The 21,321-nt window shown below is 63.2% G+C and carries 24 protein-coding genes and 3 pseudogenes; 10 read left to right on the plus strand and 17 right to left on the minus strand.

The features are described from left to right. From X733_RS157100 to X733_RS1000000169460, 8 genes and pseudogenes are all read right to left on the minus strand, one after another. Positions 1-469: pseudogene (locus X733_RS157100) on the minus strand (tol-pal system protein YbgF); the annotation flags it as partial. Between the two features lie 211 nt (positions 470-680). After that, positions 681-1,187, minus strand: a complete 507-nt coding sequence (gene pal / locus X733_RS157095; protein ID WP_023684182.1) for a peptidoglycan-associated lipoprotein Pal — start codon at positions 1,185-1,187, stop codon at positions 681-683. Between the two features lie 249 nt (positions 1,188-1,436). Then, positions 1,437-2,741: a Tol-Pal system beta propeller repeat protein TolB gene (tolB, locus tag X733_RS157090; protein ID WP_023673841.1), complete on the minus strand. Its 1,305-nt coding sequence runs from the start codon at positions 2,739-2,741 to the stop codon at positions 1,437-1,439. 38 nt (positions 2,742-2,779) lie between these two features. Beyond that, entirely contained in the window at positions 2,780-3,937 is a 1,158-nt protein-coding gene (locus tag X733_RS157085) for a TonB family protein (RefSeq protein WP_023684181.1), read from the minus strand. A 7-nt stretch (positions 3,938-3,944) separates the two neighbouring features. Continuing rightward, positions 3,945-4,397, minus strand: coding sequence for a protein TolR (gene tolR, locus X733_RS157080; protein ID WP_023673843.1), 453 nt, complete (start codon positions 4,395-4,397; stop codon positions 3,945-3,947). A 9-nt stretch (positions 4,398-4,406) separates the two neighbouring features. After that, a complete protein-coding gene (gene tolQ / locus X733_RS157075; RefSeq protein ID WP_023673844.1) occupies positions 4,407-5,117 on the minus strand; it encodes a protein TolQ in 711 nt (236 codons plus the stop codon). 312 nt (positions 5,118-5,429) lie between these two features. Then, a pseudogene (locus X733_RS01000000166005) lies at positions 5,430-5,792 on the minus strand (thioesterase family protein); the annotation flags it as partial. 2 nt (positions 5,793-5,794) lie between these two features. Beyond that, positions 5,795-5,974 (minus strand): annotated as a pseudogene (locus tag X733_RS1000000169460) (4-hydroxybenzoyl-CoA thioesterase); the annotation flags it as partial. Positions 5,975-6,039: 65 nt separating this feature from the next. Between X733_RS1000000169460 and X733_RS157070 the strand changes: the two are divergent. Next, positions 6,040-7,290 carry a cellulase family glycosylhydrolase gene (locus X733_RS157070; RefSeq protein ID WP_023684178.1) on the plus strand — a complete coding sequence of 417 codons (1,251 nt, stop codon included), beginning with the start codon at positions 6,040-6,042 and terminating at the stop codon, positions 7,288-7,290. A 144-nt stretch (positions 7,291-7,434) separates the two neighbouring features. On the opposite strand, the gene X733_RS157065 is transcribed toward X733_RS157070, so the two are convergent. The 6 genes from X733_RS157065 to X733_RS157040 all read right to left on the minus strand — a co-directional run bounded on the left by X733_RS157065 (position 7,435) and on the right by X733_RS157040 (position 12,055). Further along, positions 7,435-8,337, minus strand: coding sequence for a metallophosphoesterase (locus X733_RS157065; RefSeq protein ID WP_023818207.1), 903 nt, complete (start codon positions 8,335-8,337; stop codon positions 7,435-7,437). Positions 8,338-8,473: 136 nt separating this feature from the next. Further along, on the minus strand, positions 8,474-9,511 hold the full coding sequence (gene ruvB, locus X733_RS157060; protein ID WP_023716073.1) for a Holliday junction branch migration DNA helicase RuvB: 1,038 nt from the start codon (positions 9,509-9,511) through the stop codon (positions 8,474-8,476). Between the two features lie 43 nt (positions 9,512-9,554). Next, positions 9,555-10,175, minus strand: coding sequence for a Holliday junction branch migration protein RuvA (gene ruvA / locus X733_RS157055; protein WP_023733015.1), 621 nt, complete (start codon positions 10,173-10,175; stop codon positions 9,555-9,557). A gap of 10 nt (positions 10,176-10,185) precedes the next feature. Then, the gene (gene ruvC, locus X733_RS157050; RefSeq protein WP_023668769.1) at positions 10,186-10,692 is read right to left on the minus strand and encodes a crossover junction endodeoxyribonuclease RuvC; all 507 of its coding nucleotides are present in this window, start codon (positions 10,690-10,692) and stop codon (positions 10,186-10,188) included. A gap of 66 nt (positions 10,693-10,758) precedes the next feature. Then, complete coding sequence (locus tag X733_RS157045) at positions 10,759-11,289, minus strand: DUF1465 family protein (protein WP_023668768.1); 531 nt, start codon at positions 11,287-11,289, stop codon at positions 10,759-10,761. Positions 11,290-11,674: 385 nt separating this feature from the next. Next, the gene (locus tag X733_RS157040; RefSeq protein ID WP_023668767.1) at positions 11,675-12,055 is read right to left on the minus strand and encodes a hypothetical protein; all 381 of its coding nucleotides are present in this window, start codon (positions 12,053-12,055) and stop codon (positions 11,675-11,677) included. A 311-nt stretch (positions 12,056-12,366) separates the two neighbouring features. On the opposite strand from X733_RS157040, the gene X733_RS157035 reads away from it, so the two are divergent. Further along, entirely contained in the window at positions 12,367-12,918 is a 552-nt protein-coding gene (locus X733_RS157035) for a DUF2269 family protein (protein WP_023818208.1), read from the plus strand. A 7-nt stretch (positions 12,919-12,925) separates the two neighbouring features. Here X733_RS157035 and X733_RS157030 read toward each other — a convergent pair whose 3' ends face one another. Beyond that, positions 12,926-13,696: a sulfite exporter TauE/SafE family protein gene (locus X733_RS157030; protein WP_023818209.1), complete on the minus strand. Its 771-nt coding sequence runs from the start codon at positions 13,694-13,696 to the stop codon at positions 12,926-12,928. Between X733_RS157030 and X733_RS1000000170150 the strand changes: the two genes are divergently transcribed. Then, positions 13,695-13,841, plus strand: coding sequence for a hypothetical protein (locus X733_RS1000000170150; protein ID WP_196813711.1), 147 nt, complete (start codon positions 13,695-13,697; stop codon positions 13,839-13,841). The two genes, X733_RS157030 and X733_RS1000000170150, sit on opposite strands and share 2 nt — an antisense overlap. A 63-nt stretch (positions 13,842-13,904) precedes the next feature. Beyond that, the gene (locus tag X733_RS157025; RefSeq protein ID WP_023684173.1) at positions 13,905-14,402 is read left to right on the plus strand and encodes a GNAT family N-acetyltransferase; all 498 of its coding nucleotides are present in this window, start codon (positions 13,905-13,907) and stop codon (positions 14,400-14,402) included. Here X733_RS157025 and X733_RS0134310 read toward each other — a convergent pair. After that, on the minus strand, positions 14,359-14,796 hold the full coding sequence (locus X733_RS0134310) for an Lrp/AsnC family transcriptional regulator (RefSeq protein WP_023704892.1): 438 nt from the start codon (positions 14,794-14,796) through the stop codon (positions 14,359-14,361). The genes X733_RS157025 and X733_RS0134310 overlap by 44 nt on opposite strands. Positions 14,797-14,925: 129 nt before the next feature. On the opposite strand from X733_RS0134310, the gene X733_RS157020 reads away from it, so the two are divergent. The 3 genes from X733_RS157020 (at position 14,926) to X733_RS157010 (ending at position 17,744) form a co-directional block, all read left to right on the plus strand. Continuing rightward, positions 14,926-15,843, plus strand: a complete 918-nt coding sequence (locus X733_RS157020) for a DMT family transporter (RefSeq protein ID WP_023716071.1) — start codon at positions 14,926-14,928, stop codon at positions 15,841-15,843. 142 nt (positions 15,844-15,985) lie between these two features. Continuing rightward, entirely contained in the window at positions 15,986-16,633 is a 648-nt protein-coding gene (locus X733_RS157015) for a thiamine phosphate synthase (protein ID WP_023688951.1), read from the plus strand. 46 nt (positions 16,634-16,679) lie between these two features. Then, positions 16,680-17,744, plus strand: coding sequence for a tetratricopeptide repeat protein (locus X733_RS157010; RefSeq protein ID WP_196813712.1), 1,065 nt, complete (start codon positions 16,680-16,682; stop codon positions 17,742-17,744). 9 nt (positions 17,745-17,753) lie between these two features. Here the strand turns inward: X733_RS157010 and X733_RS157005 are convergent, their stop codons facing one another. Then, the gene (locus tag X733_RS157005; RefSeq protein ID WP_023818211.1) at positions 17,754-18,770 is read right to left on the minus strand and encodes an NAD(P)-dependent alcohol dehydrogenase; all 1,017 of its coding nucleotides are present in this window, start codon (positions 18,768-18,770) and stop codon (positions 17,754-17,756) included. Positions 18,771-18,850: 80 nt separating this feature from the next. Here X733_RS157005 and X733_RS1000000167085 point away from each other — a divergent pair, with 80 nt between their 5' ends. The 3 genes from X733_RS1000000167085 (at position 18,851) to X733_RS156995 (ending at position 21,260) form a co-directional block, all read left to right on the plus strand. Next, entirely contained in the window at positions 18,851-19,729 is an 879-nt protein-coding gene (locus X733_RS1000000167085; RefSeq protein WP_155924175.1) for a LysR family transcriptional regulator, read from the plus strand. A gap of 141 nt (positions 19,730-19,870) precedes the next feature. Next, positions 19,871-20,437 carry an elongation factor P gene (gene efp / locus X733_RS157000; RefSeq protein ID WP_023668757.1) on the plus strand — a complete coding sequence of 189 codons (567 nt, stop codon included), beginning with the start codon at positions 19,871-19,873 and terminating at the stop codon, positions 20,435-20,437. A 22-nt stretch (positions 20,438-20,459) separates the two neighbouring features. Beyond that, a complete protein-coding gene (locus X733_RS156995) occupies positions 20,460-21,260 on the plus strand; it encodes an inositol monophosphatase family protein (protein ID WP_023684166.1) in 801 nt (266 codons plus the stop codon). Positions 21,261-21,321 lie beyond the last annotated feature (61 nt).

A 21,321-nucleotide genomic window follows, 5' to 3' on the forward strand; every position in this document is an offset into this window, starting at 1 on the left:
CGCCGACGCTCTGGCCGCCATCCGACTGCGCGCCGGCATCGGCCGGCGCCTGGTCTGCCGGGGCCTCGGCGACGCCGGTGCCCGCGCCACCGTCCTGCGGCGCGGCCTCCGATTTCTTCTGGGCCGGCGGCTGCCCGCTGGAGCCGCCTTCCAACTGCTGGAAGCGGAACTCGTTGTCTTCCTGCTGCTTGCGCATCTGCTCCTGCATCTGCAGGATCTGGAAGTTGAGTTCCTCGAGCTTGCCGTTCATCTGCCGGAGCTGATCTTCCAGCCCCGCGGCGGCGGTGCCGTCCTGCTGCTGCGCGATCTGTTGCTGCTCCGGCTTCTCCTTCTTGCCGAAAATGCCGAGCGTCGGCAGATGGAAGGAAAAGCCGCTATCCGCGGGTTGTCCGGTGCCGCTCGCGGAAGCCGCGAAGCCTGATACGAGCAGCAGCGCAAGCGTGCCGCTCAAGACCGATCTGAAATGCATGTGCCTCTCGCCGTGAATATCGTGAGCCTGTTCGCGCCTTCCGATCACAGTGGGACCGGCACGACGCCCTCGGCTCTTAGCAGGAGGCGAGACTTCGGCCAAATTTTGTTTCCGGGTTTGTTTCCGGGGCCGAAACTAAAAAAGGCGGCCACAAGGCCGCCTTTCGCATGGAGGTGTTGCAATTATGCGACTAAGGCCGCCGTCTTACTCATCAGGAGCCGGCGCCGGAGAGCGTGGTGACGGCGCGGCGATTCTGCGACCAGCAGGAGATGTCGTCGCAGACCGCGACCGGACGTTCCTTGCCGTAGGAAATGGTCTTCAGGCGGCTCGCCGAAACGCCCCTGGCGACCAGGAAGTCGCGGGTGGCGGCGGCGCGGCGGGCGCCGAGAGCCAGATTGTATTCACGTGTGCCGCGTTCGTCAGCATGGCCTTCGACGACGATGGCGTACTGCTTGTACTGGTTGAGCCACTGTGCCTGCCGCGACAGCGTCGTCTGCGCATCGGCGCGGATCGCGGTCGAGTCCGTGTCGAAGAAGATGCGGTCGCCAATGTTGACGGTGAAGTCCTGCGCCGAGCCCGGCGTTGCGGCACCCGCGCCATTGAGACCGAGATCGGCAGCGTTGTTCGGGGTTTTCTTCGAGGCGCAACCGGTGATGGCGAGCATCGCGATCAGGGCGATCATCGCCGGGTTTCTGGTAAGTGCTGCGATACGGCCCATGCCGCCTCTCCTTCGTATTCGAGTGATCGTATTTCGAGTGATTTCGTTGATCACCCAGTAACCACGTTTGGGTTAACCGGCATTCAAGAAATACGGTTAATGTTTGGTTTCGATCGTCCGTCCACGACCTTCAAATCCACGGTCACAGTTGGCGCGGACCCTAGGCGGAAATGCGGCCGAAACGCGACTAATGAATGGAAAAGGGGCCAAACGGGCCCCTTTTTAGCAGGTGTGGCAATTCGGCCGAAACTACTCCAGCAGCGGCGACCAGGCGGGATCCGACGCGAAATTCGCGGTCGGGATCGACTGTTCGTTGCGGCCGGTGAGATCGACGGAAACCAGTTTTGGGCCGCCGGCGGAGTCGCGGAAGAACATCAGCACGCGGCCGTTGGGCGCCCAGGTCGGTCCCTCCTGCTGGAAGCCCGAGGAGAGGATGCGCTCGCCCGAACCGTCGGTCTTCATGACGCCGATCTGGAATTCGCCGCCGGTCTGCTTGGTGAAGGCGACGAGGTCGCCGCGCGGCGACCACACCGGCGTCGAATAGACGCCGTCGCCGAACGAAATGCGGGTCTGGCCCGAGCCGTCGGCGCCCATCACATAAATCTGCGCACGGCCGCCACGATCGGAAGTGAATACCACCTTGCTGCCGTCGGGCGAATAAGAGGGCGAGGTGTCGATGGCGGTCGAGTTGGTCAGCCGGGTGGTCGAGCGGCTTCGCAGGTCCATGGCGAAGATGTTGGAATTGCCGTCATCGCGCAGCAGGCTCATGATCACCTTCTGGCCGTCGGGCGAGAAGCGCGGCGCAAAGGTCATGCCGGGAAAGTTGCCGACCAGTTCGCGCTGTCCGGTCTCGATCTGCAGCAGATAGACCCGCGGCTGGCCGCTTTCATACGACATGTAAGTGATTTCCTGCCGATTCGGCGAGAAACGCGGCGTCAGCACGATCGAGCGGCCATCGGAGAGATAGCGCACATTGGCGCCGTCCTGGTCCATGATGGCGAGCCGCTTCTTACGCGCATTCTTGGCGCCGGATTCGTCGATGAAGACGACGCGTGTGTCGAAATAGCCCTTCTCGCCGGTGAGCTTCTCATAGATCGCATCGGCGATGATGTGGGCGACACGGCGTTGATTTGCGTCGTTGGCGAAAAACTGCTCCCCGGCTATCTGCTGGTTGCCAAAAATATCCCATAGTCGGTACTGGGCGCGGATTCGGCCGTCCGCCTCCTTGCTCACGCTGCCGGTGACCAGCGCCTGCGCATTGATCACCTTCCAGTCGTCGAAACGGGGCTGCGCATCCGGATTGGCGATCTTCTCGATGAAGGCGTTCTTGTCTATCGGTGCGAAGAGACCGGAGCGCTTCAGGTCGGCGGTGACGATCTCGGAAATCTGCGCGCCGAGCCCTCCCTGGAAATCTGGGATGGCGATCGGCATCGGTTCGACATTGCCTTTGTTGACGTTGAGCTCGAGGGTTGCTCGAGCAGGCAAGGTGACGACGGCGTTCATGCCCATCGCCATCGCGGCGACCATCAGGAGCGGCTTGAGGATGGATTTCATGTCTTCTCGCTTCTCTTGCTGATTTCTGGGTGCTCAGGCTACAGGCCAAGCATCGCTCTGGGATCGAAGTTGACGCGAACGTCGGACCAAATGTCATGCTTTCCGGCGGGCACCTGCAGGCCGGCGACATCGCATTTCTGCACAGCGCGAACCGCGCTGCTGTCGAACTGGGGGTTGCCGCTGGACTTCTCGACGGTCGGACGGCCCTCCAGCTTGCCGGAGGCATCCAGGCTGAAACGGATCACCACGGTGAAATCCTCAGAACCCTCAAGCCCAACCGGGAGGGTCCAGCAGCCACCGAGTTGTTCTTCCAATGCCCCTTGCTCGGACTTCGACAGCTTCTGGCCTTGATCCTTGTCGCCGCCTAGCGATGCCTGTTGGGTCGAGCGCTTGGCGCCGCCGCCGGATGGCTTCTGCTTGTCGAGCAAAGCCTTGATGTCAGCCTCATTGAACTGCTTGTCATCCGACTTCGGCTTCGACGAGGCTTCCTTGACTGGCTTGTCAGCGTCCTTGCGGTCCGGTGCCTTCGCGCTTTCGGCCTGCGCCGGCTGCGGCTTCGGCCGTGCTTCGGGAGCAGGAGCGGAAGTCGGAAGCTGCGCTTCTTCCAGAGGCTGCTGATCCGATATGGCTTCGGCGACCGCATCGGGCTTCACGCGTGGCTTCGGCTCTATGGCGGCGGTCGTGTCCGGCTGCGGTGTTGGTGCAGGCTCCTTCACCGGGGTCGGCTTCGGTTCAACCTGCTTCACCGGCTCGGGCTTGACCTCTTCCTTCGGCTGCGGCTCCGGCGCCACCTCCGTCGCAGGTGTCGGCTTCGGCGCTTCCTTTGGCTTCGGCGTGTCCTCGGTCTTCGGCTTTTCGGTCGGGGTCGGCGCCGGAGCAGCCGTCGCTGTTTTCTCCACCAGCTTCGGCTTGGGCTCGTCCGTCACCGGCTTGTCGGTATCAACGCTGTTCTCGCCGATTTTCTGTGCATCTGGCACGATGTCGGGACGCTTGGTCGGCATCGGCGCCGGCTTTTCGTGCATCACCGCCTTCTTGTCGCCCTGCAGCGTCTGCGCAATGGCTTCCATGGGAACGATGTCGACCGCTATCGACTCGACATCCGTGGACGGCAGCGCGGCCGGCGCCGACAGGGTGAACAGGCCGAAAGCCAGTGCCACCGTATGCAGTATCACCGATGTGGTGAGGCCGGTCTTCATCGTGCGTCTACTGATCCTGTTGCTGCAGTGAAATCAGGCCGATATTCTTGTAGCCGGCGGCCTGGATGAGGGCCATCACCTCCATCGCGGCGCCATAGTTGGTCGCCTTGTCGCCGCGGATGAAGATGCGCTCTTCGTAGCCGGTCTTGGAAATCGCCTGCAGTTTGGCGACCAGCTCTTCCCTTGGGATTTCGGTCTCCTGCAGGAAAATCTTGCCGGCCGCGTCGATCGAAACGGTGATCGGCTGGGTGTCGGCGTTCATAGCCTTGGCCTTCGTCTCCGGCAGGTCGACCGGCACTCCGACCGTCAACATAGGTGCGGCGACCATGAAGATAATCAAGAGCACCAGCATCACGTCGACCATCGGCGTGACGTTGATTTCCGACATCAATGCATGGTGGCGGCCGCGCCGCCTGTGTCCGCGCCCGCCGCGTCCTGCCATGCCAACCGACATACCCATCTTCTTACCTCAGCCCTTAGGCGCTACTTTTTCATCGATTTGGCGCGAGAGTATGGCGGAGAACTCATCCGAGAACCCTTCCATCCGCACCGCGATCTTGTTCGCGTCGGATGACAGCTTGTTGTAGGCGATAACCGCCGGTATGGCGGCGAGAAGACCGATGGCCGTCGCCAGCAGCGCTTCGGCAATGCCGGGTGCAACAACCGCGAGACTGGTGTTCTTCGAACCGGCAATCGCCTGGAACGAGGTCATGATGCCGATGACGGTGCCGAACAGGCCGATGAAGGGTGCGGCCGAACCAGTGGTGGCGAGAAAGCCGAGACGGCCCTCCAGCTTCTCCATCTCGCGCGTCAACGCCAGGTCCATCGCCTTGTCGATGCGGGTCTGCAGGCCGAGCGGCGATTTGGCCCCCTTCTCGAAGCTCTTCTTCCATTCGCGCATGGCCGCAACGAAGATCGCACCCATGCCCGTGGTCTTGCGGTCGGCAAGCGTGCGATAGAGCTCTTCCAGCGACTGCCCCGACCAGAACACCTGTTCGAAGCGATTGAGCGACAGACGCATGCGGGCATAGCTGACCAGCTTGTCGACGATGATCGCCCAGGTCCAGACCGAGGCGCAGAGCAGACCGATCATGACCAGCTTGACCACCCAGCTGGCCTGTGTGAACAGCGCCCAAATCGACAATTGCGCTGCCGGATCGGCGAGTGCGGTAGTTTCCATGCTTCAGTCCTTAAGATTTTCCGGGCATCGCTGGCGGCTGGCCCATGGGCATCCCTTGTGGTCCGTTCGCGCTTGGCTTCCGGATTAACCCCAAAATGCACCGTTGGCGGCCTTTTCAGGGCAAATATTGGTGAAAGGAAGGCGCGCGGATTCTTCCAATCTTCACCGATCTCTTCATGAACCGTTATGGTTAAGGATGGGTTAGGAAATATGGCGCGGCGCATTGCCGCGCCAAGGCACGACGCGGGCCATCCATCCACAATCGAATGCGCTGCCGATTGGCCGCTCGTTGCCGGCCGGCAGGCCTGGATATCAGCTTGCTCCTGGTAGAAAGGCCGCGATCCATTCTTTCGGAAAGCGCTTCGGCCGGCCGTTCTCGCCGATGATCGCCGCCTCGACCTTTGCTTCGACCAGTACCTCTGTCCCGCGTTTCAATTGCTGCGCCATGACGATGCGAGCGCCGGAAATATCCTGCGTCGATGTGTCGATGGTCAGGATGTCGTCCATGCGGGCAGGCGAGCGGAAATCTATCTCCATCCGCCGCACCACCCAGACGATCCGTTCGCCGTGCTTGCCTTCCTGAAGTTCTGTGTGGTGGACGCCCGCCAGCCTGAGATAGTCCGAGCGGCCGCGCTCGAAGAATTCGAGATAGCGCGCGTGGTAGACGACGCCGGANCCGCCAGCCTGAGATAGTCCGAGCGGCCGCGCTCGAAGAATTCGAGATAGCGCGCGTGGTAGACGACGCCGGAGAAGTCGGTGTCGGCATAGTAGACCCGCGCCATCAGCCGATGGCCGAATTCCGTCAAGGCTCCGGAAAGCCCGCCGGCAAGCGCCGCCGATTCACCATGATCGTCCATCGCGCTTTCCTTTTTGCCCCCGGCGGGGCACCTGTCTTGCCAAAATCACCAGCGCAGCAAACCGGATGGCACTGTTGACGGCGAGGATCAAGACCTTGATGGCAGCGCTGCTGGTGCTGGCGGCGTCTGCGCTTCCCGGTCAGGCCGCGAGCTTTTCGATGAAGCGCGGCCTCAACCTCGACCAGTGGACGACCTGGGTCGGGGAAGACAAATGGAACGACCGACAAGCCATCCTGCCCTATCCGGAATGGCGCAAGTTCCTCGACGAGGGTGACCTCAAGGCGCTGAAGGCCGCCGGTTTCGACTTTCTGCGCATGCCGGTCGATCCCTCGCCGTTTATGTCGGATCAGACACTGGCGCTGCGTGACGACCTTTATGCCAGCGTGCGGGACTCGGCGCGCATGATCAACCGGGCCGGTCTGAAAGTGATCGTCGACATGCACCTGATCCCGGCCGGCGGCGGCCGCGAGATCGGCATGGGCCAGGTGATGGACGATCCCGCAACCTTCGACGCCTATGTCGAGGTCGTCCGCAAAATGGCGCGCACGCTTGCCACTGAGGACCCGGCGCAGGTCGCTTTCGAGCCGATGAACGAGCCTATCGTCGACTGCGACAGCGATGGCACCAGCCTGTGGCCGGAGCGTCAGCAAAAGCTGTTCGCGGCCGCGCGCGCCTCGGCCACCAGGCTGACGCTGATCCTGACCGGCGCCTGTTATTCGAATGCGGCTTCGCTGGTCAGGATCGACCCAAAGTCGATCCCCGACGACAACCTCATCTGGACCTTCCACTCCTACGACCCGTTCCTGCTGACGCATCAGGGCGCGACCTGGGCCGGCGATTTCATTCTTTATGTTACCGGGCTGCCCTATCCGCTGACCGCGGTGCCGCGCGCCGAGCTCGATGCGACGCTGGATGCGATCCGCGCCAAGATAAAAGCCGAGGCGCCATGGACCAAACGGAACGGCCTGCTCGCCTATCTCGATGAACAAGCCGCCAGCATGGACACGGACGAAAAGCTGCTCGGCGTCATGGATGCGCCGTTCGAAAAGGTCGAGGCCTGGGCGAAGGCCAACGCCATCAAGCCGGAAAACATCACGCTGGGCGAGTTCGGCATGATCCGCCAGGAGTATGGCAACCCCTATGTGATGCCGCCCAAATACCGCGCCGCCTATGTCAAGGACATGATCGCGCGCGCCGAGGCGCATGGCTTCTCATGGTCGGTGTGGAGTTTTGGCGGCGCCTTCGGCATCGTCGATGCCTTCAACGGCGAAAAGGCCGAACCCGCCGTGATGGATGCGATCCGCTCGCTCCATTAGCCCTAGGGCATGTCGAGATCCAGATCAGGCCGAGTCGGAAATGAGGGGTCCGAGAACCGGAACGGAGCGGACTTTGGTCCGTGACTACCGGAAGCGCAGGAACACCTCATTTGCAGGCCGGCATCACCTGAATACCGGCATGCTCTAACCGAGGTCGATCTGCAGGATCTCCGGCCGCATGCCAAAGCGCACCGGCGCGATGCTGAAGCCGAGCCCGCCTGACACGATCAAATTGCGGTCATTCTCGACGACATGGCCATAGGCAAAGCGGTTGCCGAAGCGGGACGGCACCACCGGTGAATAGCCGAACAGCCTGACCTGCCCGCCATGTGTGTGGCCCGACAGCGTCAGCGAAACCCGCCACGGCACTTTCGGGAAAATGTCAGGCTCATGCGCAAGCAGGATGATCGGTGCCTGGTCGGTGATCTTGGCCAGCGTGCCGTCGAGATCGTCGAGGCCTTCAAATTTGTGGCGGCCTGCGGCCTTGTTCGGTAACAGGGCCAGCTGGTCGGCGAGTCCGGCGATCCAGAAGCCGTATCCATTCTTTTCCAGACGCACGGCGTCGTTCTCCAGAACCGAGATGCCGGCTTCCTCCAATGCCTTGCGCGCCACAGTCGGCCCCGCTCCGGCCTGCTGCGCGAAAGGATCGTGCCACCAGTCGTGATTGCCGAGGATCGACAGGACACCAAGCGGCGCCTTCAGTCCTGACAAGGCCGGAGCCCATTCATGGGCCTCCACCCGGTTCGTCACCAGGGACATGCCTGAGATATAGTCGCCGAGCAGTACGATCAGATCGGGCTGCAGCACGTTCGCACCCTCGACGAGCGAAGCGATCCGCTCAGGCGTCATCCAGGGGCGGCAGGCGTGAATATCGGCAAGTGCTACAACGCGCAGCTTCAAGCCCGCCGGCCAATGCGGCGGCGTCAGCCGGTAGCGCTTCACATGGGTCAACAGCATCGGCTCGATGCCGACCGCATAGGCACTGAGCGACGCCAGCGAGAGGAACGAACCCCCGACGAATTTCAGGAACCCGCGTCTGGTGATCACTTTTCTGGCTCCGACGCTTGATCGGAGCAGTTCGCGCCGACACTACGACGCCCGATAGCATCCAGGAATGCGCCTTCACGCTGGCAGGCTTGAGGAAATTCTGCGCAGACAGCCCGTTCCGGAGGACAAATCTCCGTTACTCTTCCTGGAACAGGTTGATCTGCTGCTGCGCCAGATCCTTCGGTGCGTCGAGGCCGAGATGGCGCCAGGCATTGGCGGTCAGCACGCGGCCGCGTGGCGTGCGTTGGATGAAACCCTGCTGGATCAGATAGGGCTCGATAATGTCCTCGATGGCGTCGCGCGGCTCGGACAGGCCGGCGGCGATGGTTTCGATGCCGACCGGCCCACCACCGAAATTGCGCGCGATCATCGAGAGATAGCGGCGGTCGAGCGCGTCGAGGCCGAGCGCGTCGACCTCCAGCCGCGTCAGGGCTTCGTCGGCAACCTGCTTGTCGACGTGACCGTCGCCGGCAACGGAGGCGAAGTCGCGCACCCGGCGCAGCAGCCGGCCGGCGATGCGCGGCGTGCCGCGGGCGCGACGTGCGATCTCCAGCGCGCCATCGGCGCGAAGCGGCATTTGCAGGATGCGGGCGCCGCGCCGCACGATCTGCTCCAGTTCCTCGACAGAATAGAAATTGAGCCGCACCGGAATGCCGAAACGGTCGCGCAGCGGGTTGGTCAAAAGGCCGAGCCTGGTGGTGGCGGCGACGAGCGTGAAGCGGGCAAGATCGATCTTGACCGAGCGTGCCGCCGGACCTTCGCCGATGATCAGGTCGAGCTGGAAATCCTCCATCGCCGGATAGAGGATTTCCTCGACTGCCGGATTGAGCCGGTGGATCTCGTCGATGAACAGTACATCGCGGTCTTCCAGATTGGTGAGAAGTGCGGCGAGATCGCCGGCCTTGGCGATCACCGGACCGGAGGTCGAGCGGAAATTGACGCCGAGCTCGCGCGCCATGATCTGCGCCAGCGTTGTCTTGCCAAGCCCCGGCGGCCCGACGAACAGCACATGGTCAAGCGCCTCGCTGCGGCCCTTGGCGGCCTCGATGAAGACTTTGAGGTTGGCCCGCACCGCGGCCTGGCCGACGAAATCGGCGAGCGTCTGCGGCCGCAAGGTCTGCTCAGCATCCTCGCCGCGCTTTTCCGGGGCAATGAGGCGGGGTGAAAGGCTCATGCGGCCTTCCTCGCACAGGGCAAAGGACCGGACAAGCAATCACTCACCGCGCCAGTTCCTTCAGCCCGAAACGAATGAGCTTCGAGGCATCGGCGTCCTCGCCGGCCGTCTTCAGCGCCGCCGCGACAGCATTGGCTGCGGTGTCGCGCGAATAGCCGAGATTGACCAGCGCCGAGACGGCGTCGGTGATGGGCGCCGGCGCCACGCCTTCCCCGAGTTCCTGCTTCAGGCCGATGGCGCCGGAGGCGGTTCCGGCATAGGCCGGCGCCTTGTTCTTCAACTCGGTGACGATGCGCTCGGCCACCTTCTTGCCGACGCCGGGCGCGCGGCTGACCATGGCGATGTCGCGCAGCGCGATCGCATTGGCGAGGTCTGCCGGCGCCAGCGTCGACAGGATGGCCAGCGCCACCTTGGCGCCGACGCCTTGCACATTGCTCATCAACAGCCGGAACCATTCGCGCTCAAGCACCGACTGGAAACCGTAGAGCCGGATCATGTCCTCGCGCACATAGGTCTCGATGAACAGCACCACCGCCTCGCCGGGCGAAGGCAGCGCGGCCAGCGTGCGCGCCGAGCAATAGGCGACATAGCCGACGCCGTGCACATCGACGAGGCAGAAATCCTCCTCGATCTCGTCCAGCGTGCCTTTCAATTTGCCGATCATGCGTGATCCCTCATGCCAGCGCCATCCTGTAGGCGACGCTTTGCCGGTGATGCGCGTGGCAGATGGCGATAGCCAACGCGTCTGCGGCATGTTCGGTGTCGAAAACGGCTTTCGGCAACAGCACCTTTACCATCATGTGGATCTGCTTCTTGTCGCCATGGCCAACGCCGATCACCGCCTTTTTGACGGCATTGGGGGCATATTCGGCCACAACAAGGCCGGCGCGCGCCGGCACCAGCATGGCTATGCCGCGCGCCTGGCCGAGCTTCAGTGTCGCCACCGCATCCTTGTTGACGAAGGTTTGCTCGACGGCCGCTTCCTGGGGCATGGCCGCATGCAGGATCTCGGCCAGCCCGTCATGCAATTGGCAGAGCCGTGTCGCCAGCGCCGCCTTGTCGTCGGAGCGTACAGTGCCGGAGCTGATAAAGCGCAGCGAGTTGCCGAGGCTCTCGACGATGCCCCAGCCGGTGCGCCTCAGCCCCGGATCGATACCGATAATGCGAATCGCTTCCCTCATGCGCGAAGTCTACCTCCGGCGCACAGCGATGTCAGCGAAATGTGAACAAACCGGAAACGGAGGCGTTTAACCTCGAGCGAAAGCCGTGTTCAGCAGCGTGATCTGGTCGGAAACCGGATTGGCGCGGCGGGCGGCGGCAGGCGTCTCGGCAAACGCGCCGCCATAGATCTCTTCGTCCATGCGGCGCACCAGCGCCTGCAGGCGCAGCGAGCGGGTGACGAGGTCGAGGAAATCCTTCGGCAGTTCGCCCCAGCCGACCGCTTCGTCATGCGCCGAGGCGGTGTCGAGACGCACCTTGGATTTTTCCGAAGCGACCTGGTCGCGGGTCATCTCGCCGGAATTTGCCGCCCGCTGCAAAAGCAGCCAGGAGGCGACTTGCATCAACCTTGTGGTCAGCCGCATCGATTCGGCCGCATAGAGCGTCGCCGCCAGCCTGGACAGCTTCTTGGCCTCGGCCCGGCCCTTGCCGTCAAGATACTCGGCTGCCTGTTCGACCAGGCCCATGCCTTCCTGGTAGAGCGGTTTGAAGGATTGGGAGAAAACCCGGCGTTCCGCCAGCTTGATGGTTTTCGCGATGCCCTTCGAAGGCTCGTTCATCGATACGCCCCTGCACTGCCCCGTCGGCTGATTCGGCTTCTCGCCGTCACGCCGGCACCCTAGATGACTGAAGCTTGAAAATGCGCTTCGCCGCCGGCGAAGGCAAGCACATGTTTAACAAACGGTTAACGCCTGCGCAGGGGCGCCAAGCGGACCAAAAGCAGACAAAAAAAGAGCCGCGGATAAGGCGGCTCTCAGGAGTTTAACAGGGAGGCGTCAAACGAAGTGGCTCCAACCACTCGGTAAGAATCCAGATCACTGGATGGACATAGTAAACACCTGTAAAGCTTAATGAACCCTTAACGGCGCGGATATTTCTTGATCGACCGCTGCCCTTCTGTGCCGTATCAGCACAACGGTGCCCTAAGCCTGATCGTCGGCTTGTTCATGCCTTCTTCCACACAGCCGGCAAGGAAATGAAGGCGAACAGCAGCATTGCCGCATAAAACCCCATCGAGGAGGAAGCCAGCACCGGCTCGATCTCCGGATGGCCGGCAAGTTCAAAGTAAAGCCCAATCATCAGTGCGATGCCGCAGATTGCCGTCAGCCAGAAATGCACGACGGCAATCGTCTTTTGCCCGACCGCTGGAAACAGGTGGTAGAAGAAGGCAAACACCGCCGACATCAGCCAGCCCGCCACCATGGTGTGCGCGTGGGTCGGCATCTGCCCATGGTCATTGGAGATCGCCATATGCAGGCCGAGCGCCATGCCGCACAGGGAATAGATGACGGCCAGGGTGAAGAAATTTCGTGCTACGCCTTGCATGGGATACCCTCGTTGGTTGTTGCAGACTTGGTCCGACCGCGCGCGGCCAAAATGGAGCGTCGGTCGCGAGCGGCTTAGTCCCCGCAGGTTTCAGGATCATGCCGCGAAACCAGCCAATGCCGACACGGCGTCTATCCGGCAAATGCCGGGTATTGTGCGGGCTGGCGGTAAAATCCGGCGACGGCGCCACCGCAACAAGCCGGCACCCACGCGGCATCTTCTGGATACATGTACGGAGATAATCCGCCCTCCTTCGGAAGCAGACGCGCGATAGCAGCGTTTACCCCCGGAACGATGCACAAGGAGCGGCAATGGACTGGTATTCTCTCTTCAAATTCCTGCATGTCATGGCAGCGATCCTCTGGCTCGGCGGCGGTTTCGCCATGCTGCTGGTTTCGATACTCGCCGATCGCGACGGCGACGACGAGACGCTGATGGTCATGCTGAGAACGACGGACAAACTCGGCTTGCGTCTGTTCGTGCCGGCGTCTATCGCGACCCTGGCTTCTGGTCTGGTGCTGACTTCGCTATGGACCGGCTTCTCCGACCTTTGGGTCGTCATCGGCCTTTGCGGCTACGCCGCCGCGTTTCTGACCGGTATCCTCGTGCTGAAGCCTTCGTTCGAAAAGCTTGCCACAATGCTTGCCGCGGACGGCATGACCCCGGCTGCCATAGCGTTTGGGCGCCGCATGATACGGATCGCCAAGTTCGATTTCGTCATCATGATCGTCGTCGTCGCCGACATGGTGCTGAAGCCGACCGCGCACGACATCGCCACTCTCGGCGCCATGGCGGTCGTGGTCGTTGGTGGTGCATCGCTGACCTTTGCGAGCGCCCCGCGAACCAAACCGGCAGCCGCCTGAGCGGGATTTAGAGCAGGCCGGCGATCCCGTCCCAAAGCAGCTTGACCGCGACCACGGCCACGGTCGCGTAGGTGAAGGGATAAAAAATCTCCGGCCGCATGCGCCGCACCAGCCAGGCGCCGGCGATGGTGGCCAGCGGCGCCAGCGGCATCAGCACGGCCGACGCCGTCAGGTTGGCGGTGTCGAACTGGCCAAGCGCGAAGTAGGGGATCAGCTTCAGCGCGTTGGTGGCGGCAAAGAAGATCGCCGATGTCCCCGACAGCACCTTCGGATCGAGCCGGATCGGCAGCGCATAGACCTGGAAGGGGGGCCCGCCGACATGGGCGACGAAGCTGGTGAAGCCGGCGACGGTGCCCCAGAAGGCGGCGGCGATGCGGTTGGCCGCCGCCGCATGGTCGGAACCGTGGCGGAACTGGAGATAGAGCCAGCGCAGCACGAAGATCAGCGCGACAGCGCCGACGATCAGCCGCACCATCTCTTCGGTTACGAGCGCTGCCGTCAGCCAGCCGAGCCCAATGCCGATCACCGCGCCCGGCATCATGTCGACCAGCATCTTTCTGTCGTAGACGCCCCACCACGTCCACACCGAAACGATGTCCATCAGGCACAGGATCGGCAGCAGGATGGCCGCCGCCTGCACCGGCGGCATGGCCAGCGCCATCAAAGGCACGCCAACGAAGCCGACAGCGCCGCCGAAGCCGCCTTTCGACAGCCCGACAAGTATCACCGCCGGAATGGCGGCGGCATAAAACCACGGATCGGCGAGCAGACCTGACATGAACTGGAAAAGCTGGAGGGAAGACGGTTGCCCTGCAATAGCCCAGAAACCCTTGCGCCGCGACCGGGAAAATGCCGGCCGTGTCGATCAACTGTGCGTAAAGCGACGGTTCCGGATTTGCGGCAAGATCGTCGCCGATGCATAAGGGCGCCGTCCCCCCGCTGCATCAGGTTTTGGCCCCAGGTTTTTGACCCCCAGGTTTTTGAGAATGAGCGAACCCCACATCCGCCGCGCCGAAGCGGCCGACCTGTCCGCCATCGTAGTCATGCTCGCCGACGATCCGCTTGGCCGCAGCCGCGAGGATGCGACCGAACCACTCGCCAAGGCCTATCGCGACGCCTTTGCCGCCATCGACGCCGACCCCAACCAGTTTCTTGCCGTGATGACGGATAGCGGCCGCGTCATCGGCACGTTGCAGATCAGCTATCTCGCCGGGCTGTCGCTGCAGGGCGCCTTGCGCGGCCAGATCGAGGCTGTGCGCGTCGTCGCAGACCGCCGCGGCGAACGGCTGGGACAGCGTCTGCTGGAATGGGCGATCGAACAGTGCCGTGAACGCGGCTGCAAGATTGTCCAGCTGACCACCAACAAGAGCCGCCAGGACGCGCATCGCTTCTATGACCGGCTCGGCTTCAAGGCCAGCCACATCGGCTACAAGCTGGAGCTTAATTCAGTGGCGGCGGACGGCGCCGGATCGGCTGCGCCTTGATGATGGCGGTGCTGGTCTCCGCCTTGTCGGCGATGCGGTCGAGAAGCTTGTCGAGCTCGCCGATGGAGCGCACGTAGAGCCGGGCCACGAAACAGTCGTCGCCGGTGACCTTGTCGCATTCGCCGAATTCCGGGATCTCCTCGATCAGCTTCTGGACGATATGCAGCTTGCCCGGCAGTGGCCGCACCCGCACGATCGCCTGCAGCGGAAACCCCAGCGCCTCCGGGTCGATCTCGATGGTGAAGGCGCGGATGACGCCGCGTTCCTCGAGCCGCCGCAGCCGTTCCGAGACGCTCGGCGACGACAGCCCGACCTGCTGCGCCAGATCCTTCAACGAAGTCCGCGAATCCAGGATCAGGATGTCGAGAAGCTTTCTGTCCAACTCGTCCAGCATTTTCATCTCCTCGCAAAAGGGCAGCGCGCGCCTTATTAAATAAGGTGTTGTCCCCTTATCACCTTTCATAGGGCATATAAACCCTCAAGACGGCATGAGATTATGGCCTCAACAGATAGAGGTATTGTCATGGACAACACGGTACGCGGCACGATCGAGATGACGGCGGCGATGACGATCGTCGGCACGATCGGCTGGTTTGTCGTCATGTCGGGCCAGCCCGTCATGGACGTGGTGTTCTGGCGCTGCGCTTTCGGAGCGGTGGCGCTGCTGATCACCTGCGCGGCACTCGGGCTGCTGCGCGGCAGGCTGACGCTGCGCATTGTTGCCATCGCCGCTCTTGGCGGCGCGGCCATTGTCATCAACTGGCTGTTGCTGTTCAGCGCCTTCTCCCGCGCCTCGATCTCGATTGCCACGGCGGTCTACAACACGCAGCCCTTCATGCTGGTCGGCTTCGGCGCGCTGTTCTTCGGCGAGCGGCTGACCCTGGCCAAGCTGACCTGGCTCGGCATCGCCTTCGCCGGCATGCTGCTGATCGTGCAGACAGGGCCCGATGCGGGTGTCGGTTCCGGCATAACCGGCACAGATTATGTCATCGGCATCGTCATGGCGCTCGGAGCGGCCTTCTTCTGGGCTGTCGCGGCAATCGTCGCCAAGAAGCTCAAGGGCACCCCGCCGCATCTGATCGCGCTGATCCAGGTCTGCGTCGGCGTCGTCATGCTGGCGCCCTTCGCCAACCTCTCGCATTTGCCCGCAGATGCCTGGAGCTGGGCCATGCTGGCCACGCTTGGCGTCGTTCACACGGGCCTGGTGTACATATTGATGTACGCCGCCATCCAGAAACTGCCGACGCATCTGCAGGGGTCGCTGTCCTTCATCTATCCTGTCGTTGCGATCCTGGTCGATGTCATGGCTTTCGGCCACCGGCTGCATCCGGCCCAGCTCGTCGGCGCAGCCGCCATCCTGATCGCCGCCGCTGGCATGAATCTCGGCTGGACTTTGTGGAGGGCCAAATCGCCGGCCGAAAGCCCGCAAGCCGTCAAATGAGCCGCAGAGCGTCGGCTCGCCGGCGATCGTAAACCAAAGCCATCGCATCGATCCCCGCCCGCCTGTTCAAGGCGGGCGCTTTGTTCTATGCCGCAATGCAACCATCTTCGCCCGGCATAGGCGAAACCCGGGATCGAAGCCAATGAACGACGCAACACCCCCCAACCGCTGCCGCATCGTGCTGATCGCGCCCAATGACGCTCCGGCGCAGCGCATTGCGGCTGCCTTCGACGGCGGTGATATCGCTTCGCTGATCCTGCCTGAGAACGGCATGGACGAGGCTGCCTTCCAGGCCTTTGCAGAACAGATCGTACCGGCGGCGCAAGCGGCCGGCATCGCCGTCATCATCGCCGGCGATACCCGCATTGCCGGCCGTGTCCAGGCCGACGGCATTCATGTCGAGGTTTCCAAGGACGCGCTCGCCGAGACCATCGAACACTTCCAGGGCAAGATGATGGTCGGCGCCGGTGGCGCCAAGACGCGCGACGACGCGCTGGAACTCGGCGAAACCAGGCCCGACTACATCTTCTTCGGCCGCTTCGGCTACGACAACAAGCCGGAACCGCATCCGCGCAACCTGTCGCTTGGGCAATGGTGGGCGGACGTGATTGAGATCCCTTGCGTCGTCATGGCCGGTTCCGCCATCGCTTCGGTAGAAGCGGTGGCCGCCACTGGCGCCGAGTTCGTGGCCGTCTCAAGCGCTGTCTTCGCCGAAGGCGCCGATCCGAAGGCGGCGATTGCTGCCGCCAATGCGCTGCTCGACCAAACCGCGCCGCGCTTCGAGGGCTGACGTGCGCCGACCTGGACTTCCTCTCGCGATTCTCGTCGCAGCCTTGATGAGCGGGGCAGCGATCGCGGCGGAGACCGTTCCGCTGCCGCAGCCGAGGCCGGACACCAGCCCGCCCGCCCTCAGCGTGCCGGATGCGGTCGCCCCCGATGCGGGTGCCCCAAAAGCCGGTGCCACCGATTCCGGCGTCCATATCGACAAGCCGATCGACACCCCGCTGCCCCAGCCCGCGACCACCGCGCCGCTGCCGTCGGCCGACGCCATCAACCCAGAGCGTTTCGGCGCCAAGCCGGCGGACCCCGCCTATGGCGCTTTCCAGCGCGGCCTTTACAAGACGGCCTACAATCTGGCGTTGGTGCGGGCTCAGAATGGCGACCCGGCGGCGCAAACGCTGGTGGCCGAGATCCTATCGCGCGGGTTGGGCGTGCCGCTCAACCCAGCGGAAGCCGCCAAATGGTATGCGCAGGCCGCCGAGCAGGGGATTCCTGAATCGCAGTTCCAGTATGCGCTGATGCTGCTCGACGGCCGCTACGTCAAGAAGGACGAGAAGGGAGCCTATGCGCTGATGCAGGCCGCCGCCGAGGCCGGCAACCGGCTGGCGCAGTTCAACTTCGCGCAATTGCTCGTGCAGCAGGATCCTGGCGATGCCGGCATCGCCCGGGCTGTGCCCTATTATGAGCGTGCCGCGGCGACAGGGCTTGCCGACGCCCAGTATGCGATGGCGCAGATCTATGCCAATGGCGTCGGCGGCAAGACGCGAGACGATGCAAAGGCGCGCAGCTTGCTGGCACAGGCTGCCAGGCAGAACTACGACACCGCTCAGATCGATCTTGCCGCCTGGATGATCGAGGGCCGGGGCGGTGTTCGCGACCTGAAATCCGGCTTCAACTGGATGAAGCAGGCAGCTGAAGGCGGCAATGTCGCTGCCCAGAACCGGTTGGCAAAGCTCTATATGGGCGGCATCGGCACCGACCCCGACCTGATCCTGGCTGGGGCCTGGTATGTGGTCGCCCGCCGCGCCGGCCTTATCGATCCGGAGATGGACGATTTCCTGCAAGGGCTGACCGACGACCAGACAAAGCAAGCCTTGCAGAAGGCCAACCGCCTGCTCTGACACGCAACGTCACTGTGTATGATCCAGCACGACCTTGCCGAAGGGAGAGCCGTGTTCGAGATGGCGAAAGGCCTGCGCTGCCTCTGCCCATGGGAAGACCCGGTCGATCACCGGCCGCAGCCGATTGACGGCGAGCGCCCGGTTCATCGCTTCGAAGGACTCGCGCGAGCCGACCGGTATGCCGCGTGCTTTCACCTGGCGGCGGAAGATGTCGAGCGGATTAATCACCCCTTCGCTGCCGCCGAGATAGCCGATGACATTGATCTGGGCGCCACGCGCCGACGCCTTGAGCGAATGCGCGAAACTCTGGGGACCACCGACTTCGATGATGTGATCGGCGCCCCGGCCATCGGTCAGCGCCAGCACGGCCGACGACCAATCCGGATTGTCGCGGTAGTTGACGCCATCATGCGCGCCAAGCCCCTTCGCCCGGGCAAGCTTCTCATCGCTGCTCGACGTAACAATGACGCGCGCGCCGGCCGCCTTTGCCAACTGCACGGCAAACAGCGACACGCCGCCGGTGCCGAGGCTGAGCACGGTTTCGCCTGGCTTGAGCTTGCCCTCGGTGAACAACGCATGCCAGGCAGTGACGGCGGCGCAAGGCAATGTCGCCGCCTCGACATCGCTGAGATGTGCCGGGACGATGACCGCCGCCTGTTCGTCCAGCCGGGCGAATTCGCTCAGCAAACCGTCGATCGGGCCGCCGCGCTGGTAGGAAGGTTCGGCCATCGCGAAGCTGCCGCCGACCCATCGCTGCCAGAACGTGCCGCAGACCCGGTCGCCGACCTTGAAGCGGCTGACCTCGGGGCCAAGCGCCACGACCTTGCCGACGCCGTCGGAAAGCGGCACCAGCGGCAAGGGGAATGTCGTGTGATAACTGCCGCGCGCGATCTCGACATCGCGATAGTTGAGCGCCGTCGCCTTGACGCGGACGATCATCTCCTGACGGCCGGGTTCCGGCATTGGCCGTTCGACCATCTTGAGATTGACGATGCCGCCCGGGCTCTGCAGTTCGATTGCCTTCATTGTCATTGTCCTTCCGTTTGAAAGGAAAATCGCTTGCCAGGCGGTGGATTTCAAATTCATAATGTTCACAATGATTATGCTTGCAAAACGTCGTTCTGACTATGCTTGAGGAATTGCGCACGCTCGCCCTGTTTGCCGAGGAGGGCTCGATCCAGAAGGTCGCCCGGCGCCTGCCGCTGACGCAGCCGGCTGTGACCCGGCAGATCCAGCGGCTGGAGGACATGCTTGGCACGACGCTGCTCGACCGCCGGCAAAAGCCGCCGCGACTGACGCCGACGGGGCTGGAAGTGCTGGCGCGCGGCCGCGATATCATCGCTTCCGTAGAAGCGCTGTTCGCCGGAAAGACCGAGCCGGAAGGACTGTTCCGCCTGGGTCTCGCCCATGGCCTCTCGGACCGCGACATAGCGGGGGCCATCGCCAACGCCGCGGCGGCGTTCCCGAAAGTGTCGCTACGGCTCAAGACCGGCTGGAGCGCCGAACTGATCGATCAGTTCGAACGCGGCGAGCTCGATGTGACGATTGTTCTGCGATCGTCGGAGAAGCCAGGTCCGGAAGCGCTTGGCACTGAACGTCTTGGCGTCATAGCTGCGTCCACCGTCGCCGATCCGGAAGACGGTGGCCGGACACCCATGCCGTGGGTGCTTAGTCCGGCACCTTGCGACGCGCGCCAGAAGCTCACGTCCGTTCTGGTCGGCGGAAGGCGTTATTTCGAGATCGCGGCGGAGATACAGGATCCGGCCTTGCAGATGGAATGGGTCCGTCGGGGGCACGGCCTTGGGCTGATGCCGTTGCGTCTTGCAAGGCGCGGACTTCCCGACGGCCTCATGCTCGTCAACACGGAAGATGTCGACCTTTCCTTACAGGTCGCCGCACTTCGTTCGCCTCATCTCAACCGGCTGACTGAGGCTGCGGATGCCATAGTCGAGGCCGTCGGCAAAGTCATTGCAGCCCAGGTTTGAGGCTACCAGCCCTTGTCGGGCGATCTGGCATCCCTTGCCTCTCCTGCCGATTTGTGGTCTTGGGGGCCCGAAATCGCTTGTCCAGCGACCATCCCCATACCAACGGCCAAGCCGTTGGTAGCATCCCGGATCAATCTCATCATGGCCAAGATCAATGGCAACGAAATCCGTCCCGGCTATGTCATCGAGCACGATGGCGGCCTCTGGGTGGCGGTCAGGACCAACACCGTCAAGCCCGGCAAGGGCGGTGCCTACAACCAGGTCGAACTGAAGAACCTGATCAACGGCACCAAGCTCAACGAGCGCTTCCGCTCGGCCGAGACCGTCGAGCAGATCCGGCTCGACCTGAAGGATTTTTCCTTCCTCTACGCCCAGGACGACGCACTGGTGTTCATGGACACGCAGAGCTACGAGCAGCTCGAGCTGGCGAAGGATTTCGTCGGCGACCGCGCCGCCTTCCTGCAGGACGGCATGATGGTGACGGTCCAGCTCTATGAGGACAGGCCGATCGGCATTTCGCTGCCCGACCAGGTGACGCTGACCATCACCGAGGCCGACCCGGTGGTGAAGGGCCAGACGGCCGCGTCCTCGTACAAGCCGGCGGTCCTGGAAAACGGCATCCGCGTGCTGGTGCCGCCATTCATCGGCGCCGGCGAACGCATCGTCGTCGACACCAACGAACTCACCTACATGCGCCGCGCAGACTGACACGTAGGCAGGAACAGATACGATGGCACGCTCCGCACTTCTCAATGTCATGGTCCAGGCCGCCATGAAGGCCGGCCGCTCGCTGTCGCGCGACTTCGGCGAGGTGCAGAACCTGCAGGTGTCGATGAAGGGACCGGGCGACTATGTCAGCCAAGCCGACCGCAAGGCCGAGGACATCCTGTTTGCCGAACTGTCGAAGGCACGGCCGGGCTATGCCTTCCTGATGGAAGAGCGCGGCATGATCGCAGGGGACGACGACCAGCACCGTTGGATCGTCGACCCGCTCGACGGCACCACCAATTTCCTGCACGGCATTCCGATCTTTTCCATCTCGATCGCGCTGGAGCGACAGGGCCAGTTGGTCGCCGCCGTCATCTACAATCCGGCAATGGATGAGCTCTACACCGCCGAGCGCGGCGGCGGCGCCTTCATGAACGATCGCCGGCTGCGCGTTGCCGGCCGCAGCAAGCTCACCGACTGCGTCATCGGCTGCGGCGTGCCGCATCTCGGCCGCGGCCAGCACGGCAATTTCCTCGTCGAGTTGCGCAATGTGATGGCCGAGGTCTCGGGCGTGCGCCGCCTGGGTTCCGCCGCGCTCGATCTCGCTTATGTCGCCGCAGGCCGCATGGACGGCTTTTGGGAAACCGGCCTGTCGGCCTGGGACATTGCCGCCGGCCTGCTGTTGATCCGCGAGGCCGGTGGCTTCGTCTCCGACATGGATGGCGGCCAGGATATGCTCGAGGCGGGTTCGCTCGTCGCTGGCAACGAGGTCATCCAGCGCGCGCTGCTCAAGGCCGTGAAGAAGCCGCTTTCGGCGCGCTGATCACTTGGCATGCCGGCGCGGCGTGCTGAAGCGCCGCAGTCGCAAAACCGCAATCAAAGCT

The organism is Mesorhizobium sp. L2C066B000 (assembly GCF_000502335.1).
Classification (GTDB): domain Bacteria; phylum Pseudomonadota; class Alphaproteobacteria; order Rhizobiales; family Rhizobiaceae; genus Mesorhizobium.

What these genes read in the sequence shown, in the direction of transcription:
- pal (WP_023684182.1), bottom strand. Translation starts at nt 1,187, where the DNA reads ATGGGCCGTATCGCAGCACTTACCAGAAACCCGGCGATGATCGCCCTG.
- tolB (WP_023673841.1), bottom strand. Translation starts at nt 2,741, where the DNA reads ATGAAATCCATCCTCAAGCCGCTCCTGATGGTCGCCGCGATGGCGATG.
- X733_RS157085 (WP_023684181.1), bottom strand. Translation starts at nt 3,937, where the DNA reads ATGAAGACCGGCCTCACCACATCGGTGATACTGCATACGGTGGCACTG.
- tolR (WP_023673843.1), bottom strand. Translation starts at nt 4,397, where the DNA reads ATGGGTATGTCGGTTGGCATGGCAGGACGCGGCGGGCGCGGACACAGG.
- tolQ (WP_023673844.1), bottom strand. Translation starts at nt 5,117, where the DNA reads ATGGAAACTACCGCACTCGCCGATCCGGCAGCGCAATTGTCGATTTGG.
- X733_RS157070 (WP_023684178.1), top strand. Translation starts at nt 6,040, where the DNA reads ATGGCACTGTTGACGGCGAGGATCAAGACCTTGATGGCAGCGCTGCTG.
- ruvB (WP_023716073.1), bottom strand. Translation starts at nt 9,511, where the DNA reads ATGAGCCTTTCACCCCGCCTCATTGCCCCGGAAAAGCGCGGCGAGGAT.
- ruvA (WP_023733015.1), bottom strand. Translation starts at nt 10,175, where the DNA reads ATGATCGGCAAATTGAAAGGCACGCTGGACGAGATCGAGGAGGATTTC.
- ruvC (WP_023668769.1), bottom strand. Translation starts at nt 10,692, where the DNA reads ATGAGGGAAGCGATTCGCATTATCGGTATCGATCCGGGGCTGAGGCGC.
- X733_RS157045 (WP_023668768.1), bottom strand. Translation starts at nt 11,289, where the DNA reads ATGAACGAGCCTTCGAAGGGCATCGCGAAAACCATCAAGCTGGCGGAA.
- X733_RS157040 (WP_023668767.1), bottom strand. Translation starts at nt 12,055, where the DNA reads ATGCAAGGCGTAGCACGAAATTTCTTCACCCTGGCCGTCATCTATTCC.
- X733_RS157035 (WP_023818208.1), top strand. Translation starts at nt 12,367, where the DNA reads ATGGACTGGTATTCTCTCTTCAAATTCCTGCATGTCATGGCAGCGATC.
- X733_RS1000000170150 (WP_196813711.1), top strand. Translation starts at nt 13,695, where the DNA reads ATGAACTGGAAAAGCTGGAGGGAAGACGGTTGCCCTGCAATAGCCCAG.
- X733_RS157030 (WP_023818209.1), bottom strand. Translation starts at nt 13,696, where the DNA reads ATGTCAGGTCTGCTCGCCGATCCGTGGTTTTATGCCGCCGCCATTCCG.
- X733_RS157025 (WP_023684173.1), top strand. Translation starts at nt 13,905, where the DNA reads ATGAGCGAACCCCACATCCGCCGCGCCGAAGCGGCCGACCTGTCCGCC.
- X733_RS0134310 (WP_023704892.1), bottom strand. Translation starts at nt 14,796, where the DNA reads ATGCTGGACGAGTTGGACAGAAAGCTTCTCGACATCCTGATCCTGGAT.
- X733_RS157020 (WP_023716071.1), top strand. Translation starts at nt 14,926, where the DNA reads ATGGACAACACGGTACGCGGCACGATCGAGATGACGGCGGCGATGACG.
- X733_RS157015 (WP_023688951.1), top strand. Translation starts at nt 15,986, where the DNA reads ATGAACGACGCAACACCCCCCAACCGCTGCCGCATCGTGCTGATCGCG.
- X733_RS157010 (WP_196813712.1), top strand. Translation starts at nt 16,680, where the DNA reads ATGAGCGGGGCAGCGATCGCGGCGGAGACCGTTCCGCTGCCGCAGCCG.
- X733_RS157005 (WP_023818211.1), bottom strand. Translation starts at nt 18,770, where the DNA reads ATGAAGGCAATCGAACTGCAGAGCCCGGGCGGCATCGTCAATCTCAAG.
- efp (WP_023668757.1), top strand. Translation starts at nt 19,871, where the DNA reads ATGGCCAAGATCAATGGCAACGAAATCCGTCCCGGCTATGTCATCGAG.
- X733_RS156995 (WP_023684166.1), top strand. Translation starts at nt 20,460, where the DNA reads ATGGCACGCTCCGCACTTCTCAATGTCATGGTCCAGGCCGCCATGAAG.